This window comes from Lysobacter sp. A421, assembly GCF_054052145.1.
On sequence record NZ_JBSVRL010000005.1, the window covers coordinates 59,387 to 75,779 of the forward strand.

General features: G+C 64.9%; 12 protein-coding genes and 1 riboswitch. Of the genes, 8 read left to right on the forward strand and 4 right to left on the reverse strand.

All coding sequences use genetic code 11. The features are described from left to right. Window positions 1–39: 39 nt before the first annotated feature. A riboswitch (SAM riboswitch) is annotated at window positions 40–164 on the reverse strand. A 152-nt stretch (window positions 165–316) separates the two neighbouring features. Both ACW7G6_RS12925 and ACW7G6_RS12930 read left to right on the forward strand, forming a co-directional pair. Beyond that, entirely contained in the window at window positions 317–1,438 is a 1,122-nt protein-coding gene (locus ACW7G6_RS12925; protein WP_456998423.1) for a phytase, read from the forward strand. After that, window positions 1,435–2,382 carry a peptidoglycan DD-metalloendopeptidase family protein gene (locus ACW7G6_RS12930; protein ID WP_456998424.1) on the forward strand — a complete coding sequence of 316 codons (948 nt, stop codon included), beginning with the start codon at window positions 1,435–1,437 and terminating at the stop codon, window positions 2,380–2,382. Before ACW7G6_RS12925 ends, ACW7G6_RS12930 begins: the two co-directional genes overlap by 4 nt. Before the next feature lie 13 nt (window positions 2,383–2,395). Here the strand turns inward: ACW7G6_RS12930 and ACW7G6_RS12935 are convergent, their stop codons facing one another. Continuing rightward, window positions 2,396–3,517 carry an HDOD domain-containing protein gene (locus ACW7G6_RS12935; protein ID WP_456980202.1) on the reverse strand — a complete coding sequence of 374 codons (1,122 nt, stop codon included), beginning with the start codon at window positions 3,515–3,517 and terminating at the stop codon, window positions 2,396–2,398. A gap of 160 nt (window positions 3,518–3,677) precedes the next feature. Here ACW7G6_RS12935 and ACW7G6_RS12940 point away from each other — a divergent pair, with 160 nt between their 5' ends. Together ACW7G6_RS12940 and ACW7G6_RS12945 are read left to right on the forward strand one after the other, a co-directional pair. Next, window positions 3,678–5,282 (forward strand): peptide chain release factor 3, encoded by a 1,605-nt coding sequence (locus tag ACW7G6_RS12940; protein ID WP_456960877.1) that lies wholly within the window; start codon window positions 3,678–3,680, stop codon window positions 5,280–5,282. A gap of 87 nt (window positions 5,283–5,369) precedes the next feature. Beyond that, on the forward strand, window positions 5,370–7,373 hold the full coding sequence (locus tag ACW7G6_RS12945; protein ID WP_456998425.1) for an AsmA family protein: 2,004 nt from the start codon (window positions 5,370–5,372) through the stop codon (window positions 7,371–7,373). 40 nt (window positions 7,374–7,413) lie between these two features. Here ACW7G6_RS12945 and ACW7G6_RS12950 read toward each other — a convergent pair whose 3' ends face one another. From ACW7G6_RS12950 to mtgA, 3 genes are read right to left on the reverse strand one after another with little or no spacing between them, the layout of a single operon-like run. Beyond that, complete coding sequence (locus tag ACW7G6_RS12950; protein WP_456980205.1) at window positions 7,414–7,842, reverse strand: CBS domain-containing protein; 429 nt, start codon at window positions 7,840–7,842, stop codon at window positions 7,414–7,416. After that, window positions 7,802–8,845 (reverse strand): glycosyltransferase family 2 protein, encoded by a 1,044-nt coding sequence (locus tag ACW7G6_RS12955; RefSeq protein ID WP_456998426.1) that lies wholly within the window; start codon window positions 8,843–8,845, stop codon window positions 7,802–7,804. The genes ACW7G6_RS12950 and ACW7G6_RS12955 overlap by 41 nt, the downstream gene beginning before the upstream one ends. Window positions 8,846–8,890: 45 nt before the next feature. Further along, entirely contained in the window at window positions 8,891–9,661 is a 771-nt protein-coding gene (gene mtgA / locus ACW7G6_RS12960; RefSeq protein ID WP_456998427.1) for a monofunctional biosynthetic peptidoglycan transglycosylase, read from the reverse strand. 120 nt (window positions 9,662–9,781) lie between these two features. Here mtgA and hslO point away from each other — a divergent pair, with 120 nt between their 5' ends. The 4 genes from hslO to ACW7G6_RS12980 all read left to right on the forward strand — a co-directional run bounded on the left by hslO (window position 9,782) and on the right by ACW7G6_RS12980 (window position 16,375). Continuing rightward, window positions 9,782–10,705 carry an Hsp33 family molecular chaperone HslO gene (gene hslO, locus ACW7G6_RS12965; protein ID WP_456998524.1) on the forward strand — a complete coding sequence of 308 codons (924 nt, stop codon included), beginning with the start codon at window positions 9,782–9,784 and terminating at the stop codon, window positions 10,703–10,705. Window positions 10,706–10,847: 142 nt separating this feature from the next. Beyond that, window positions 10,848–11,663: an XOO1806 family protein gene (locus tag ACW7G6_RS12970; RefSeq protein ID WP_456998525.1), complete on the forward strand. Its 816-nt coding sequence runs from the start codon at window positions 10,848–10,850 to the stop codon at window positions 11,661–11,663. A gap of 338 nt (window positions 11,664–12,001) precedes the next feature. After that, the gene (locus ACW7G6_RS12975; protein WP_456998428.1) at window positions 12,002–14,932 is read left to right on the forward strand and encodes a TonB-dependent receptor; all 2,931 of its coding nucleotides are present in this window, start codon (window positions 12,002–12,004) and stop codon (window positions 14,930–14,932) included. 135 nt (window positions 14,933–15,067) lie between these two features. Next, window positions 15,068–16,375 (forward strand): aspartyl/asparaginyl beta-hydroxylase domain-containing protein, encoded by a 1,308-nt coding sequence (locus ACW7G6_RS12980; protein ID WP_456998429.1) that lies wholly within the window; start codon window positions 15,068–15,070, stop codon window positions 16,373–16,375. Window positions 16,376–16,393 lie beyond the last annotated feature (18 nt).

Genomic DNA, 16,393 nt, shown 5'->3' on the forward strand with positions numbered 1-16,393 from the left:
ATCGAGCAGGATGGCCGGCACACCCCGAGGCGAGCCGGACAACCATCTTCCGGTGACCGGCCAGAGGACCGGGTACCGCAGGAATTGGCACCTTCGCGTCGCTTGCGCTGCGCTAGGTTGCCCCGGCTTCAAAGGGCCTGTCCCTCTGCCGGTCTCGATGGATGCGAAAGAGTCTGCCAGCGTATTTTCGAAGTGTCAATCGCTTTATCCGGATTGAGCGATTGATAAGATCTTCCAGCTACTGAGATCTCGGCGCTGCCGACAAACCACTACACTGCCGCCCCATCGCCGCCCGCCTCATTGAAGATACCGCCGCATGATCCGTCGCCTGCTTGCCATCGCCTGCACCGCGCTCCTGCTAAGCGCGTGCGCCACGGTCTCCGTCCCGACAACCGGGCTTCACACCGTCGCAGAGCGCTACATCTCCGAGCCGTATCCGGAAGCCGAGCTGGATTCGCTGGCGACCTGGCACGCACACGACGGCAGCACCTGGTTGATCGCCAGCGCCAAATCCACCCACGAGCTGATGGTGTTCGATGTCGACAGCGGCGCCTTGTTGCGCACCATCGGCGGCAAGGGCAAGAACTCCGGACAATTCAACCGGCCCAACGGCGTGGCCGTGCATGGCGACCGCCTGTTTGTCGTGGAACGCGACAACCACCGACTGCAGGTGTTCGACCTGCCGGGGCTGCAGCCCCTCGCAAGCTTCGGCGAGGACGTGCTGCGCAGCCCCTACGGCCTGTGGATCAACGACACCGCACCGGGCGAGATGGATATCTACGTCACCGACAGCTTCATGTACGGCGAGCGTTACGACATCGTGCCGCCGCTGCCCGAGCTCGACCAGCGCGTACGCCGCTTCCACGCGCACACCGATGCAACCGGTGAATTGCAGATTAATTACCTCGGGTCGTTTGGCGAGACCACGGAGCCCGGGGCGTTGCAGGTGGTCGAGTCGATCGCCGGCGATGCCGCCCACGACCGTCTGCTGATTGCCGACGAGCATGGCGCTGCCGCAGCCGGCGCAGCCCCGTATCCCTCCGGCAACCAAAGTCGCCGCATGTCCACCTTGCGCGAGTACACCCTCGACGGCCGCTACACCGGCGTCAGCCTGCCGTCGGGCACATTTGCGGCCGATGCCGAGGGCATTGCCTTGTGGCCGTGCCGCAATGGCACCGGGTATTGGGTTGCCGTCGACCAACACGATCCATTGACGAGCTTCCACGTGTTCGAACGCAACAGCCTGCGTCCGGTGGGCAGCTTCCACGGCCAACGGACCTCCGGTACCGACGGCATTGCCTTGCACGCCGCCAGCACGCGGGCATTTCCTGATGGCGTGCTGGTCGCCGTACATGACGATCAAGCGGTGGCCACATTCGATCTGGCGGATATCGCCAATGCCCTTGGCCTTTCCGCGGATTGCACTGGCGCCCGATGACGCGCTCCCGGCGACTGGTTCCGGGCCTGGCGATCGCGTTGATGGGCATCGTTCCGATCGCGCTCGCCGGCACCCTGTACCGCTGGACCGATGCCAACGGCGTCAACCATTACGGCGACCGCCAGCTCCGGGACACCGCTCCCCCGGTGGAGAGCGGCAGGATTCCGGCGTTCGTCGAACCCACGGCGATCGCCCGGCTGCGGATCGAGGCACGCGGCAGCGAGTACTACGTCTGGGCCGACAACCAGCTGAGCGGTCCGATCGAGGTGATGCTGCATTACCGGCACCACCGCAACACCACCAGCGATCCCGCACTACCGGCGCGAGCGACGGTTCCCACCGGCGGCAGCACCGTGGTGTCGGTACTGCGAGCAACCGATCCTGGCCAGCCGGTGGACTTCGACCTGCGCATGGACAGCCTGCCGGGCAACCCGAGCGCGGCACCTGGCGATACCACCTACCTGCTGCCGGTGGCGCGCGACACCGCGGAAATCGACCAGGGCTATGGCGGAACCTTCAGCCACGACGACCCGGAAAATCGCTATGCGGTCGACTTCGCGGTACCGGTCGGGACACCGGTACTGGCAGCACGTGGCGGCGTGGTGATGCAACTGGAAGAGGGCTTCGAACGCACCAGCCTGGACCGGGATGCCTACGCCGGCCGCGCCAATTTCATCCGGCTGCTGCACGACGACGGCGCGATGAGCCTGTACGCCCACCTGCAGGTCGATGGGGTGCTGGTCCAAGCCGGCCAACGCGTCACCGCCGGCCAGCAAATCGGCCTGTCGGGAAACACCGGCTTCACCACCGGTCCACACCTGCACTTCGTCGTGCAGGTGAACCGTGGCATGCGGCTGGTCTCACTGCCATTTCGCATGCAGGGCGTCGAGATTGAACCATCGCGTCCCGCCGCTGCGTTGAGCAGCGACGTCGCCGGAGGGTGACCGCGATGCCGGATCAGGCCGCTTCCGCCTGGCCCAACTCTTCGGACATCGCCCGCCACCTGGGAAGTTTGTCGAGCATGCCGACCGCGTGCAGGTAGCCTTCGTCCACCGGCGTGTCGCGCACCAGCGCGGCGGCGACATGCACCGCGCCGGTGACCCAGAAGCCGGTGGAACGCATGCGGCGTGGCCGGGATTGATGGGCCACGGCCTCCACGATGGGCATCGGCAGCCCCCACAGGCCAAGCAGGTACGCGCCAGCCTCGGCGTAACCCGGACTGGCCGCACTGATGTCCGCATCGCCGTCAGGCTCGGATGCAAGTTCCGGGTCGGTCTCGCCACCAATGCCGGGTAACAGCAGGCCCACCTCGGCAAGCAGCCCGGCGGTGGCCGCCAACTCGGCACTGGGGCCGGCCAGCAGTTTCCGGGCCAGGCGCGACGTCGCCAGTGCGCGCCATTGCATCGCCTCCCGGTCAACATTTGTGGTCTCCTCGCCGGATCCGCCAAAGGCCTCACTGACCAGGACCAGTTGTCCCAGCATGCCCATTCCCAGGCGGGTCACCGCCGAACGGATATCGGTAATCTCCCGTCCGGCGGAGAAAAATGCGGAGTTGCACAGTCGCAGCACCTTGGCCGCCAGCGCCGGATCCTGTGAAAGCACATAGGCGATCTCGGCCATGCTCACATCCGGATCGCCCATCAGCTGCACCAGTTCGATATACATCCGCGGCGCCGGCGGCAACGACTCGACCTGCCCGACACTTCGTTTGAGCTCTTCGTTGTCCAGCAACTCCCGCAGATCGATGAACCCCTCGACCGCATCGATCAACTCCCCGCCGTCCAGTGGTTTGTGCAGTACGCGGTGCGCGCCAGCCAGGGCGTGCATGGCCTCGCCACCCTGCCCGCGCTCCAGCAGCAGGATCCGCACCGCATCGGGGTGCTTGGCCCGCAGCTCGGTCAGCACGTGGGAGCCATGCAAGCCCAGGTCCGTGACCAGTACGTCGACCTGCCGGCCCAGGGTAATGACGGCGGCAGCGTCAGCGACGCACTCAACCTGCCAATCCAGTCCGAAATCGGCAAGCACCAACTTCAGCTCATCGGCCTGTCCTGCATCCTCACCGGCAATAACTATGAACACTGATAATTCTCCATGGACGTGGCGAACGAATCGTCCGCCCAACCGCGGTAGCGGCCGGCGTCAGCCGGACTTTAGGGCCGTCCGGACCCCGGTCACATTCGCCACCCCCTATAATTGCGTCCTTCCCCGCTCTGCTGGCGTGCCCGTGCGCGCCGTCCCCATGTCCGATGTTTCCCAGCAGGCGCTGCGCCGCCGCACCTTCGCCATCATTTCCCACCCCGATGCCGGCAAGACCACGCTGACCGAGAAGCTGTTGCTGTTCGGCGGCGCGATCCAGATGGCCGGCTCGGTCAAGGGCCGCAAAGCCGCCCGCCATGCCACCTCCGACTGGATGAAGCTGGAGCAGGAGCGCGGCATCTCGGTGACCTCCTCGGTGATGCAGTTCCCCTACAACGGGCACATCGTCAACCTGCTCGACACCCCGGGCCATGCGGACTTCGGCGAGGACACCTACCGGGTGCTGACCGCGGTCGACTCGGCGCTGATGGTGATCGACGTGGCCAAGGGCGTGGAAGAACGTACGATCAAGCTGATGGAGGTCTGCCGGCTGCGCGACACGCCGATCATGACCTTCATCAACAAGCTGGACCGCGACGGCAAGGACCCGATCGACCTGCTCGACGAGGTCGAGAGCGTGCTGGGCATCCAGTGCGCACCGGTCACCTGGCCGATCGGGATGGGCAAGCGGCTCAAGGGCGTGGTCCACCTGGTGACCGGCGAGGTCCACCTGTACGAGCAGGGGCGCAACTTCACCCGCCAGGATTCGACCATCTTTTCCTCCATCGATGACCCCGGGCTGGAAGCGCGGATCGGCGCTGCGGCGCTGGCCGAGGCACGCGGGGAGCTGGAGCTGGTCCAGGGCGCCAGCCATCCGTTCGAGTTGGACAAATACCTCGCCGGCGAACAGACCCCGGTGTTCTTTGGCTCGGCGGTCAACAATTTCGGCGTGCAACTGCTGCTGGACTTCTTCGTCAAGCATGCTCCCAGCCCGCAGCCGCGCGCGACCACTACCCGTGACGTGGATCCGACCGAAGACAAGCTGACCGGCTTCGTGTTCAAGATCCAGGCCAACATGGACCCGCAGCATCGCGACCGGGTCGCCTTCATGCGGATCTGCTCGGGCAAGTTCACCGCCGGCATGAAGGCCTTCCACGTGCGCACCGGCAAGGAACTCAAGCTCGCCAACGCGCTGACCTTCATGGCCAGCGACCGCGAGATCGCCGAGACCGCTTACTCCGGCGATGTCCTGGGCATCCACAACCACGGCACCGTGTCGATCGGCGACAGTTTCAGCGAAGGCGAGCCGATCACCTTCACCGGCATCCCCAACTTTGCACCGGAACTGTTCCGGCGTGCGCGCCTGCGCGATCCGCTCAAGCTAAAGCAATTGCAGAAGGGCCTGGCCCAACTCAGCGAAGAAGGCGCAACCCAGTTTTTCCGGCCGCTGATGAGCAACGACCTGATCCTCGGCGCGGTCGGCGTATTGCAGTTCGAGGTGGTCGCCTACCGGCTGAAGGCCGAGTACGGCGTGGACGCGATCTTCGAGTCGGTTGCCGTCTCCACCACCCGCTGGATCCGTTGCGACAACGAGAAGAAGCTGGAGCAGTTCCGCGACAAGAACGCCAGTCACCTGGCCCTGGATGCGGCCGACCAGCTGGTCTACCTCGCCCCGACCCGGGTCAACCTGCAGTTGGCGCAGGAGCGCGCGCCGGATGTCGAATTCCTCGCCACCCGCGAGCAGGCGCATGCGGTGAGCGTGAGCTAGCCACTGAACGCGCCACAACGTATTCACTCCCGCTTTACCGGCCAGTATCGAAGGTGGACAGCAATGTCCTCCTGAGGGTTCCGACCGATGCCAGCCCCCGCAGCCGCGGACGCGCCACAGCAACCCGGCGGCCAGACCTCCGGCGCCGGCAACGCTGGACGCTGGTGGCAACAGCCGCGCCGCCACCCTTGGCTGACGGCATTGGGCGTGCTGGTAGTGGCACTGGTCGTGCTGATCCTGCTGTGGGACTGGAACTGGTTCAAGGGGCCGGTCGAACGTCAGGTCGAAGCGCGCACCGGGCGCGAGTTCAAGATCGGTGGCGACCTGGATGTCGACCTGGGCTGGGTGCCGACGATCCACGCTGACCAGCTGAGCTTTGGCAACGCCGACTGGTCACGGCAGCCGACCATGGCGACCGCCGACCGGCTCGACATCAGCATCGACCTTCGCCGGCTGTTGCGCGGCGAGGTCCGCATTCCCGAACTGCGCCTGGCCGCCCCCAGGTTGAACCTGGAAGCGAACCCGAAAGGCGGTGGCAACTGGCAGTTCGGCAGCACCGGCGGCGATACCGACCTGCAGTTCCGGCGCGTGTGGATCGACGACGGCAAGCTTACGTTCCTGGATGCCGCCGCCAAGACCGACATCAAGGTCGATGTGACCAGCACGCAGGCGCGCGACCCGCGCAACGTCCCGCCGATCAAGGTCGACGGCGGCGGGCAATGGAACGACAGCAAGTTCACCCTGCAAGGCAGCGCCGAATCGCCGCTGGAGTTGCGCGACACCGAAGCCCCGTACCACATCGACGTCCACGCACAGGCCGGTGCCACCAAGGCCCATGCCCGCGGCACCCTGCGCGACCCGTTGCGCCTGCGCGATTTCGACCTGCAACTGACGCTTGCCGGGAAAAACCTGGAAGACCTGTATCCGCTGATCGGCGTCGCGCTGCCACCAACCCCGCCCTACACACTCGACGGGCGCCTGACCCGCGACATCAAGGGTGCAAATACCATCTGGCATTACGACAAGTTCGCCGGCACCGTCGGCGACAGCGACCTGGGCGGCGATGCCGCCTTCACCACCGGTGGCGAGCGGCCTTTCCTGCGCGCGAACCTGCACTCGAAGCGACTGGATTTCGACGACCTCGCCGGCTTCATCGGCGGCGCGCCGCAGACCGGCAATGGCGAGACCACCAACCCCGAACTCGCCGCCCAGGCGGCGCAACAAAAAGCCAGCGCGCGCGTGCTGCCCGACACGCCCTACCAACTCGAAAAACTGCGCGCGATGGACGCCGACGTGCGCCTGAAAGCCACGCGCATCAACTCGCCGTCGCTGCCGCTGGACGACATGGACGCGCACCTGAAACTCGACGCCGGCCTGCTGCTGCTGGACCCATTGAACTTCGGCGTCGCCGATGGCCAGATCCGTTCGACGGTGCGCATGAACGCGCGCGAGGCGACCATCCACACCAAGGCCGACGTGGCCGCCAGCGGCCTGACCCTCAGCAAGCTGCTGCCCACGGTGGAACTGGTCCAGAACGCCATCGGCAAGCTCAGCGGCCATGCCGTCCTGGACGGCAGCGGCAATTCGATCGCCGCGATGCTGGGCAGCAGCGACGGCGATGTCGCACTCGGCATCGGCCGAGGCAAGATCAGCAACCTGCTGATGGAGATGGCCGGCATCGATATCGCGGAGATCATCAAGTTCAAGTTGACCGGAGACCAGCTGATCCCGATCCGCTGCGCGTTTGGCGACTTCAAGGTCGACGGCGGCGTGATGACGGCGCGCTCGCTCGCGGTCGATACCACCGACACGATCCTGATCGGCGAAGGCACGATCAACCTCGACACCGAGCAATTGGACCTTGTCATCAAGCCGCGCCCGAAGGACCGCAGCCTGTTCGCCTTCCGCGCGCCGTTACTGCTCGATGGGACATTCAGGGACCCGGACTTCCGCCCGGACATGGGCGCGATCGTCCTACGCGCCGCGATCGCGCTGACCCTGGGCAGCATCGCTCCACCGGCCGCGTTGCTGGCGACGCTGGAACTGGGTCCCGGCGAGGATTCGGGCTGCGGCGGCAAGTACGCCAAGTAGCGGTGCCGTGCCCCGTGCCGGGTCGCACCGCGGCCGTGCTTCAGCTGGCGATGTATCGCTGCAACTGGTCCAGCTCGACCTGCTGGTCCTCGATCACCGCCTTCACCAGGTCGCCGATCGATACCAGCCCCAGCACCTCGCCCTCGACCACCACCGGCAAGTGGCGTATGCGCTGGTTGGTGACCAGCGCCATGCAATGTTCAGCGGTGTCATCAAGGCCCACCGTGAGCACATCGACGGTCATCACCTCGCGCACCGGTGTGGTGGCCGACGAGCGCCCCTGCAACACGATCTTGCGCGCGTAGTCCCGCTCCGACACGATCCCGGCCAGCCGGCCATCGTGGATCACCAGCAACGCACCGATGTGCTTCTCGGCCATCAGCCGGATCGCGTCGATCATCGGCGCATCCGGGCCGATCACATAAACCTCAGAGGCTTTCGCTTCGAGCAGGTGCCGTACGTTGCGCATGGCCTTGTCCTCCTACGGGATGAACCTGCTCCGAGCATACCCCGGACGCCGGCTGCCAGGCGTCCACCAGGTACAGCGGGCGCTGCTTCGATTCCTCGTACAGCCGGCCCAGGTACTCACCGATCAGTCCCAGCGCGATCAACTGCACCCCACCCAGGAACAGGATCACCGCCATCATCGTCGGCCAACCCTGCACCGGATCTCCCCAGAACAGCGCCTTGCCGATCACCCACGCGCCATAGGCAAACGCCACCAGCGCCGTCAGCAGCCCCAGGTAAGTCGCCAGCCGCAGCGGCGCGGTGGAAAAACTGGTGATGCCTTCCAGGGCGAGGTTCCACAACCGCCACAGGTTGAACTTGCTCGCACCGGCCAGCCGCGCCTCACGGTGGTACGGCAGCGAAACGCGATTGAAGCCGACCCAGCCGAACAAGCCCTTCATGAAGCGATGGCGCTCGCGAAGCTGTCGCAGCGCGTCCAATGCCCGTGGCGACAACAGGCGGAAGTCACCGGTGTCGGCCGGGATCGGAGTCTTCGACAGCCGCCCGATCAACCGGTAAAACACGTGCGCCGTCGCGCGCTTAAGCCAGCCCTCGCCCTCGCGAACCAGCCGGGTGCCAAAGACATCATCATGGCCTTCGCGCCACAGGCCGACGAAGCGCGGAATCAGCTCCGGGGGGTCCTGGCCATCGGCATCCAGGATCATCGCCGCCCCGCGCTCGACCCGGTCCAGGCCCGCCGTCAAAGCCAGTTCCTTGCCGAAGTTGCGCGACAGGCGCAATAAAGAGATGCGGGGATCCGCCGCCGCCAGCTGCTGCAGCACGCTCCAGCTCGCGTCCACGCTGCCATCGTCGACGTACAGCACCGTGCCTTCGATGCCGTACTCGTCGGCCACCACCTGCAGTGCCGCGGCGATGCGCGGCTGCAGCAGCGACAGGCTTTCCGCCTCATTGAAAGCCGCAACGACAACGGTCAGGCAATCATCGGGTGAGGGTTGGCTACTCATTGCGGCATGGTATCCGACCGGGCACGGTCAACGCCGCCGGGCCCGCTACTTCTGGTCGGGCTCGCGTCGATCCAGGCGTTCCAGGTAGGCGGCGCCGCCAATCTGCCGCATCTGCTGCTGGATCTGCCGGGTGCGCCGTTGCACATACGGCCCCGGGCGGGTGGCGCTGTAGCGCTTCGGGCTTGGCAACACCGCCGCCAGACGCGCCGCTTCGGCCTGAGTCAGCTGCGCGGCGTCCTTTCCAAAGTAGCGCCGCGCCGCCGCTTGCGCGCCGTATACGCCGTCCCCGAACTCGGCGACGTTGACGTAGACCTCGATGATGCGCGACTTGGGCCACATCAATTCCATCAACGCGGTGTACCAGGCTTCCATGCCCTTGCGCACCCAGCTGCGACCGCTCCACAGGAACAGGTTCTTGGCCGTCTGCTGGCTGATGGTGCTGGCACCGCGCAATTTGCCGCCACGCTCATGGCGCGTGCGGGCTTTCCGGATCGCCTTCAGGTCGAAGCCGTGATGGTCGGCGAATCGCTGGTCTTCGGACGCGATCACCGCCACCGCCAGATGCGAAGACACCTGATCACGATCACGCCAGTGGTAGGCCACCCGGAAGTCCCGGTCACCCTGGCTCCAGGCGTCCAATTGGCGCGCGGCCATGAATGCGGTGAACGGTGGATCGACGAAGCGCAACGCCGCCACTTGCACTACGGTGACCAGCAGCCACAGCAGTGGCAACGCCAACAGCCACCGAACCCGGCGCCGGCCGCGTGGGACGCGATTGCGGCGGTTCCCGCTCCCACCTTGCGTCTTGCCTGACAAGCCCCACCTCCAAGGTTCAACCTCCCGCGCTCAAATGAACCGGGTTGCCGCGCATTATCCTTGCATCCTCGCACCGTCACACAAACCGCCATGACCCAGACCCGCACCAGCACCAAGCACATTGCCGACAGCGACCGGCTGACCCGGTTCCTGATCAACCAGGCCGGCGTCCGCGGTGTGCGCGTGCACCTGCAGGCCACCTGGCAACACATCCGCGACCGGATGAGCGACGCCAACGCACAAGCCCCGGCGGCGGTCGAGATGCTTGGCGAGGCGACTGCCGCGGCGGCACTGTTCACCGGCCATGCCAAAGTGGAGGGACGCCTGTCGGTACAGCTGAGCAGCAGCGGTGCGTTGCGGACCTTGTTTGTCGAATGCACCTCCGCCGGAACCCTGCGCGGCGTCGTTCAACTGGCCGATCCCGGCCATGACCCGGCGCGTAACACGGTATCGCGCGACCTGCGTGAGCTGGGCGATGGCGCCGTGCTGGCAATCACCATCGAGAATCCGTCCACCACCGGGCGCGAGCCGATGCGCTATCAAGGCCTGGTTGCGCTGCAGGCCGATTCGCTGGCCGATGCTTTCGAAGATTACTTCCGCCAGTCCGAGCAGTTGCCGACCCGGCTGTTGCTCGCCAGCGATGGCGAACGCGCTGCCGGCTTGATGCTGCAAAAACTGCCCGGCGACGAAGGCGACCTAGATGGCTGGACCCGCACCACCGCGTTGTTCGACACGCTCTCCGAGGGTGAACTGCTCGATCTCCCCGCCCAGGACCTGCTGACCCGGTTGTTTCATGAAGACGGCGTACAACTGCTGGGGGACAAGCCATTGTCTTTCGCCTGTTCGTGCTCTACCGAGCGGGTCGAGGCGATGCTGGTATCACTGGGAGAGCAGGAAGCGCTCGCAGCCGCGGCGGCATCGGATGGCAACGCGCAGATCCGTTGTGAGTTCTGTGGCCAGCGCTATGGCTTCAGCGAAACGCGGATTCGCGAGCTGCTGGCCATCGCAAAGGCCGAAATGAGTGCGCCGGAGCGGCTGCAGTGAGACCGCCTTCACATCCTGTTGATTGTTAAAGAAACATAAACATCCTAGTATCGAGACTCCGGGGACGGGGAACTCTCCCGGCTTCAACCGGTCGTAAAGTGAGCCCATGGACAAACGACTTCTCCGATTGCCGCTCGCCCTCCTGCTCGCCCTAGGCGTGGCGACGGGCGTGCACGCACAATCGGCAAAGGTCGACTCGCCGCGTGACGCGACGGTCCTGCCGGTCTGGAACCACACCAGCGGGAAGCTCGAAGCGCTGCTGTTGCTGGAACCCACCGGCAGCTCGTCCGCAGACGCGCGCTGGCGCGTGGGCTCTACCACGCTGGATGCGGCGTTCGGCTTGAAGGCCGGTAACACCCTGGGCCTGGTCTGCGATCGCAGCTCCGGCCTGGCCGGCACCATCGGGAACCTCGCCAACCATTGCCTGCTGGCCGCGATGGAAGACGGCAAGCAAGCCAGCCATGCGGTCGCCGGTGCCAGCCTGCGCAAAGGCGATACCCGGTTCGGGCTGTCGTTGGGCAAAGGTCGCGACACCCTGCCCGCATGGCTCAACCCCACCGGTCCGCGCAGGCAGCTCGACCAGAACACATTGACGGTTTATGGCCAACAGAACATCGGCAGCGAAGCCACCGTGTCCATCGGCGGCACCTGGGCGCGGGCGCGGCTGATTCCTGCCGGCGACGTACCGGCGTTGGCCGATCATTGGGACAGCCGCAGCGTGACCGTGGGTGCCGGCTACGGCAACTTTGGTGCCAACATCATTGGTCGGGTAGTCGACACCCCCGATCAAGCCGGTGGCTGGGAAGGCCTCGGGGTCGGCTTGACCTGGCGTACCCCGTGGAGCGGCCGGTTGACGGTAGGCGCGGAGAAGATCACCCGCGGCTCCAACCCGTTTGCACTCAACGCAAACGAAGACGAAGGCACCGTGCCCTACGTGCGCTACGAGCAAGACCTGTAGGTAGTGCAAGCCCGATCGGCGTGAGCGAGAGCGCTGCGAATCGCATAAACCCCCGCCCAAGCGTAAAAAACCCGATCAAATCGGGTTTTTTTTTGCCTCGACAATTATATGAACAGGCGTAACGGTGACGTAACAAACTACCGTCTTGTCGCAAGTAATTGTTTTTTATAACTTTTAATTCGATTAGCTACTGAACGGCGCTGAAATTTAACGACACTTTAATTTTTGGTCGCGGGCAGCTACTATCAGTCGACCTTGCCGGATTTGGCGTCTCGTTTGACATCACCGGCCGGGTTCCCATGGGATTACCAAGACTGACTTGGAGAGAGAGACACATCATGACGCTCAAGACCACCAAACTCCGCGACGCGATTTCCTTCGCGCTCGTCGTAGGCGCAACCACCCTCGCCGGCTCCGGCGTGGCACTCGCACAGGACGCAGACCAGGAGGGCCAACAAGCCACCACCCTGGACCGCATTGAAGTCACCGGCTCACGTATCCGCTCGGTCGATGCCGAAACCTCACAGCCGGTCCTCGTGCTCAGCCGCGAAGACATCGCCAAGCAGGGCGTGACCTCGGTCGCCGAAGTGCTGAACCGCATTTCTGCCGCCGGCCCGTCCCTCAACCGCACGTTCAACAACGGCGGCGACGGTTCCGCGAACATTTCGCTGCGCAACCTCGGCTCCTCACGCACCCTGGTGCTGGTCGATGGCCGCCGCTGGGCCACCGGCCTGGGCGGTTCGGTTGACCTGAACACCATCCCGGCCTCGATCATCGAGCGCGTCGAAGTCCTGAAAGACGGCGCCTCGGCCATCTACGGCTCCGATGCCATCGCCGGCGTGATCAACATCATCACCCGTGACAACTACGAAGGCGCCGAAATCCGCACCCACCTCGGCCAGTTCAACCAGGGCGACGGCGAGCGCAACTCGATCGAGGCCACCATCGGCGCGAACGGCGAGCGCGGCAACGTGATCCTGAGCCTGTCGCGCGTCGAGGAAGGCGAAGTGGTTGCCAAGGATCGTGCGATCTCGGCCGATCCGGTCTATGGACTGGGCTCGGATCTGTACAGCGGCTATTCGGCCAACGGCAAGATCTGGAACTCCGGCCCCAGTGGCGCATATGACCCCAAGATAGGCGACGCGAACTTCGGCGTTGTCGGGCCCGGCTCCACTGGCATCGGCCCGGACGGGCAGCAGCGCTACGGCATGGACCAGGTCGTGCCATGGGATGGCGCAAATCATGCGTACAACTATGCTGCGGACAACTACCTGCTGACCCCGCAGACCCGTACCGCGATGTACCTGAAAGGCCGGTACGACATCACCGACAGCATCAGCCTGCGGGCCGACGCGCTGTACAACGAGCGTCGTTCCAGCCAGCAGCTGGCCGGCTTCCCGCTGAGCGCGGGCGCGGCCTTTGGCAGCCCGGAAGCGGCGTTGAGCGGCGACAGTTACTTCAACCCGTACAACACCCTCTACGGTGGTGACGGGCGTGATGTGGACTGGAGCCATCGCCTGACCGAGCAGAACCGCACCTACGAGCAGAACGTCAAGACCTTCCATACCTATGTCGGGTTCGAGGGCAGCTTCCAGTTCGCCGATCGTTACTTCGATTGGGATGTCGGTTACGCCTACAACAAGAATGACCAGAACGACACTCAGGTCGGCGACGCCAATATGCTGGCGGTGCAGGCCGGTGTTGGCCCGTCGTTCCTTGACCCGACTACGGGTAGGGTTGTTTGCGGCACCCCCTCAGGTGTCGGTGCAGATGGCACTCCCTTTGACGCGAACATCATCGATGGCTGCGTACCGTTCAACCCGCTGTCGCCGGCGGGCGCCGTCAACGAACAGATGCTCAACGCCATCCTGTTCGACGCTCACGACAATTACCAGAACCGCAGCGAGAGCTTCACCGCCAACCTCAGTGGTGAAATTGTCGAGCTGCCAGCGGGCATGATGGGCTTCGCGGTGGGCATCGAGTCCCGCAAGGAAAGCGGGTTCGACCATCCCGACGCGTTTGTCTCGGCCGGCTACAGCTCGGGCAATGCCCGCCAGCCGACCGAGGGTGCTTACGACCTGGATGAAATCTACGGCGAGTTGCTGATCCCGATCCTGGCCGACATGCCTGGCGCCCAGTTGCTGGAAGTCAGCCTGGCGTCGCGCTACTCGGACTACAGCAACTTCGGCGACACCACCAACAGCAAGTTCGGTTTCAAGTGGAAGCCGATCGAAGACCTGCTGGTCCGTGGTAACTGGGCCGAGGGCTTCCGCGCACCGCCGATCTCGAACCTGTTCCGCGGCCTGGCCGCCAGCTACGAGAGCTTCGGTGATATCTGCTCGGCCGACTACGGCGGCCGGAACGCGACCATCGCAGCCAGCTGTCTGGCTGATGGCGTACCGGTGGACTTCCTCCAGCGCACAAACTCGGGCAGTAAGTACTTCGGGCAGACCATCTTCCCGTTCGACATCGGCAGTAACCCGAACCTCGGGCCGGAAACCTCGGTATCCAAGACCCTGGGCCTGGTGTACAGCCCGTCGTTCGCGACCGGCCTGGACATCTCGCTGGACTGGTGGAACATCAAGATCGAGAACGCCATTTCAACGCCTTCGATCGCATACATGCTGGACCAGTGCTACAACGGCGGTGACCAGTCGTACTGCAACCTGTTCAGCCGCGGCACGCCCGATCACCAGATCGACCAGCTGCTCCTGGGGCCACAAAACCTCGCCGTCATCGAGGCCGAGGGCTACGACCTGGATGTGAACTACCGGACCCCGGAAACGGCGTATGGCCAGTTCAACGTCGGCTTGAATGCGTCCTACATGGCGAAGTGGGACTCACAGTCCACTCCGCAATCGGAGCCGGAAAATGTCGTGGGCATTTACTTTGACCAGGATCCTCAGTGGCGTTTGCGTGCCAACGGGTCGCTGGACTGGACCATGGGCGACTTCGGCGTGACCTGGATCAGCCGCTACTACTCCAGTCTGGTCGAGGATTGCCCGTTCCCGGGCGAAGGCCTGTGTTCGGATGACACCCGGCGTATCGACACCGGTCTGGCGGCGCGCAACAAGCTGGGCGCTACCACCTACCACGACGTGCAGGCGCGTTACGAGCTGCCGTGGAACGGTACCGTCAAGCTGGGCGTGAACAACGTGTTCAAGAAGATCGCGCCCACCTCGTACTCGGTATTTGCGAACTCGTTCGATCCGCAGTACGACATCCCGGACTCCCGCTACATCTACATGGAGTACGTGCAGCGCTTCTGATCGATCCATTGATCATGCTGTAAATGATCGTGCTGTAGTGATCTTGCTGTAAACCAAGGCGGCCCCGGAAACGGGGCCGCTTTTTTCATGCTGGGTACAATCAATGCCGGCCCGCATGCACAACCGAGTACTGCCATGCACGACACCAGCAACGCACAACACGAGCACTTGCGCGCCGCGGCGCGGAAAGCGGCACAGACCGGCCAGGCGTCCATGGCGCACGGCAGCTACGCCAGGCTCCTTGAGGTGCAACCCGACGACGTGGAGGCGCTCAACTTCCTGGGCATCCATGCGCTGTCCGGAGACCATTTGGCGCGCGCACGCGAACTGCTGGAACACGCCCTCGCGGTCGCGCCCGATGACGCCCCGACCCGCAAGAACCTGGGCATCGCGCTGCTGCATTCGGGCGATCCCGAACGCGCCCAACAAGTGCTGCAGCCGGCACTGGATGAGGCGCCCGACTATTTCGTTGCCCGGCTGTACCTGGGCGTCGCGCTGGAGCGGCTTGGGCGCGACGACGATGCGGCAACCGAGTACCTGCGCGCACTCACCCTGGCCAATGCGCAGGGGCACTGGCGTGACCCGCAAAGCACGCCCGCGGGTCTGCGGCCGGTGGTTGCGCACGCCGCCGAGGTCGTCCGCGCCGGCTATCCCCGCCTGTTACATGCCGTCCTGGCACCGCTGCATGAACGCCATGGACGCGCGGCCATGGCGCGGGTGGACAAGTGCCTGGCCGGCTATTTGGGGGATCTCTCGGTCCGACCGGCCAACCCGGTCCAGAAACCAACCTTCCTGTACTTCCCCGGCCTGCCCGAGACGCCGTTCCTGTCGCGTGACCTGTTCCCCTGGTACGAACAGATGGAGGCGTGCACCGATGCGATCCGCGACGAGCTGCTCGCGGTGTTGGCGGCCGACGGTGCGGACCTGGTTCCGTTCCTGGGCGAGCCGCCACCGGGCATGACCTCGCAGTATCTCGGCGGTCGCGCGGACGTAAAGCCACAGTGGGATGGATTGTTTTTCCACCGCCACGGGAACCGCAACGAGGAGAACTGCCGGCGCTGCCCGCAGACCGCCGCCGCCCTGGAGGCGGCGCCGACGGTGCGCATACGCGGCCATGCACCCGAGTCGCTGTTCTCGGTGCTGGGTGCCGGCTCGCACATCCTGCCGCACACCGGCGTGACCAACACCCGCGTGGTCACCCATCTGCCGCTGCTGGTCCCGGGCGACTGCACCCTGCGCGTCGCCGACCAGCGCCACGACTGGCAACAAGGCCGTTGCATCACGTTTGACGACACCTTCGAGCACGAGGCGTGGAACAACAGCAACAGGACCCGGGTGATCCTGTTGTTTGATGTCTGGAACCCGCACATGACCCCGGTCGAGCAGATCGCGGTCACCGAGCTGGTAGCGGCGATTGCCGACCTGAGGGGCGACGATCTGTAAACCCTGAGTTCAGACAAC

Bases quoted from the DNA above. Each gene is read 5' to 3' on its own strand.
- ACW7G6_RS12925 (WP_456998423.1), top strand. From the start codon at position 317: ATGATCCGTCGCCTGCTTGCCATCGCCTGCACCGCGCTCCTGCTAAGC.
- ACW7G6_RS12930 (WP_456998424.1), top strand. From the start codon at position 1,435: ATGACGCGCTCCCGGCGACTGGTTCCGGGCCTGGCGATCGCGTTGATG.
- ACW7G6_RS12940 (WP_456960877.1), top strand. From the start codon at position 3,678: ATGTCCGATGTTTCCCAGCAGGCGCTGCGCCGCCGCACCTTCGCCATC.
- ACW7G6_RS12945 (WP_456998425.1), top strand. From the start codon at position 5,370: ATGCCAGCCCCCGCAGCCGCGGACGCGCCACAGCAACCCGGCGGCCAG.
- ACW7G6_RS12950 (WP_456980205.1), bottom strand. From the start codon at position 7,842: ATGCGCAACGTACGGCACCTGCTCGAAGCGAAAGCCTCTGAGGTTTAT.
- ACW7G6_RS12955 (WP_456998426.1), bottom strand. From the start codon at position 8,845: ATGAGTAGCCAACCCTCACCCGATGATTGCCTGACCGTTGTCGTTGCG.
- ACW7G6_RS12975 (WP_456998428.1), top strand. From the start codon at position 12,002: ATGACGCTCAAGACCACCAAACTCCGCGACGCGATTTCCTTCGCGCTC.
- ACW7G6_RS12980 (WP_456998429.1), top strand. From the start codon at position 15,068: ATGCACGACACCAGCAACGCACAACACGAGCACTTGCGCGCCGCGGCG.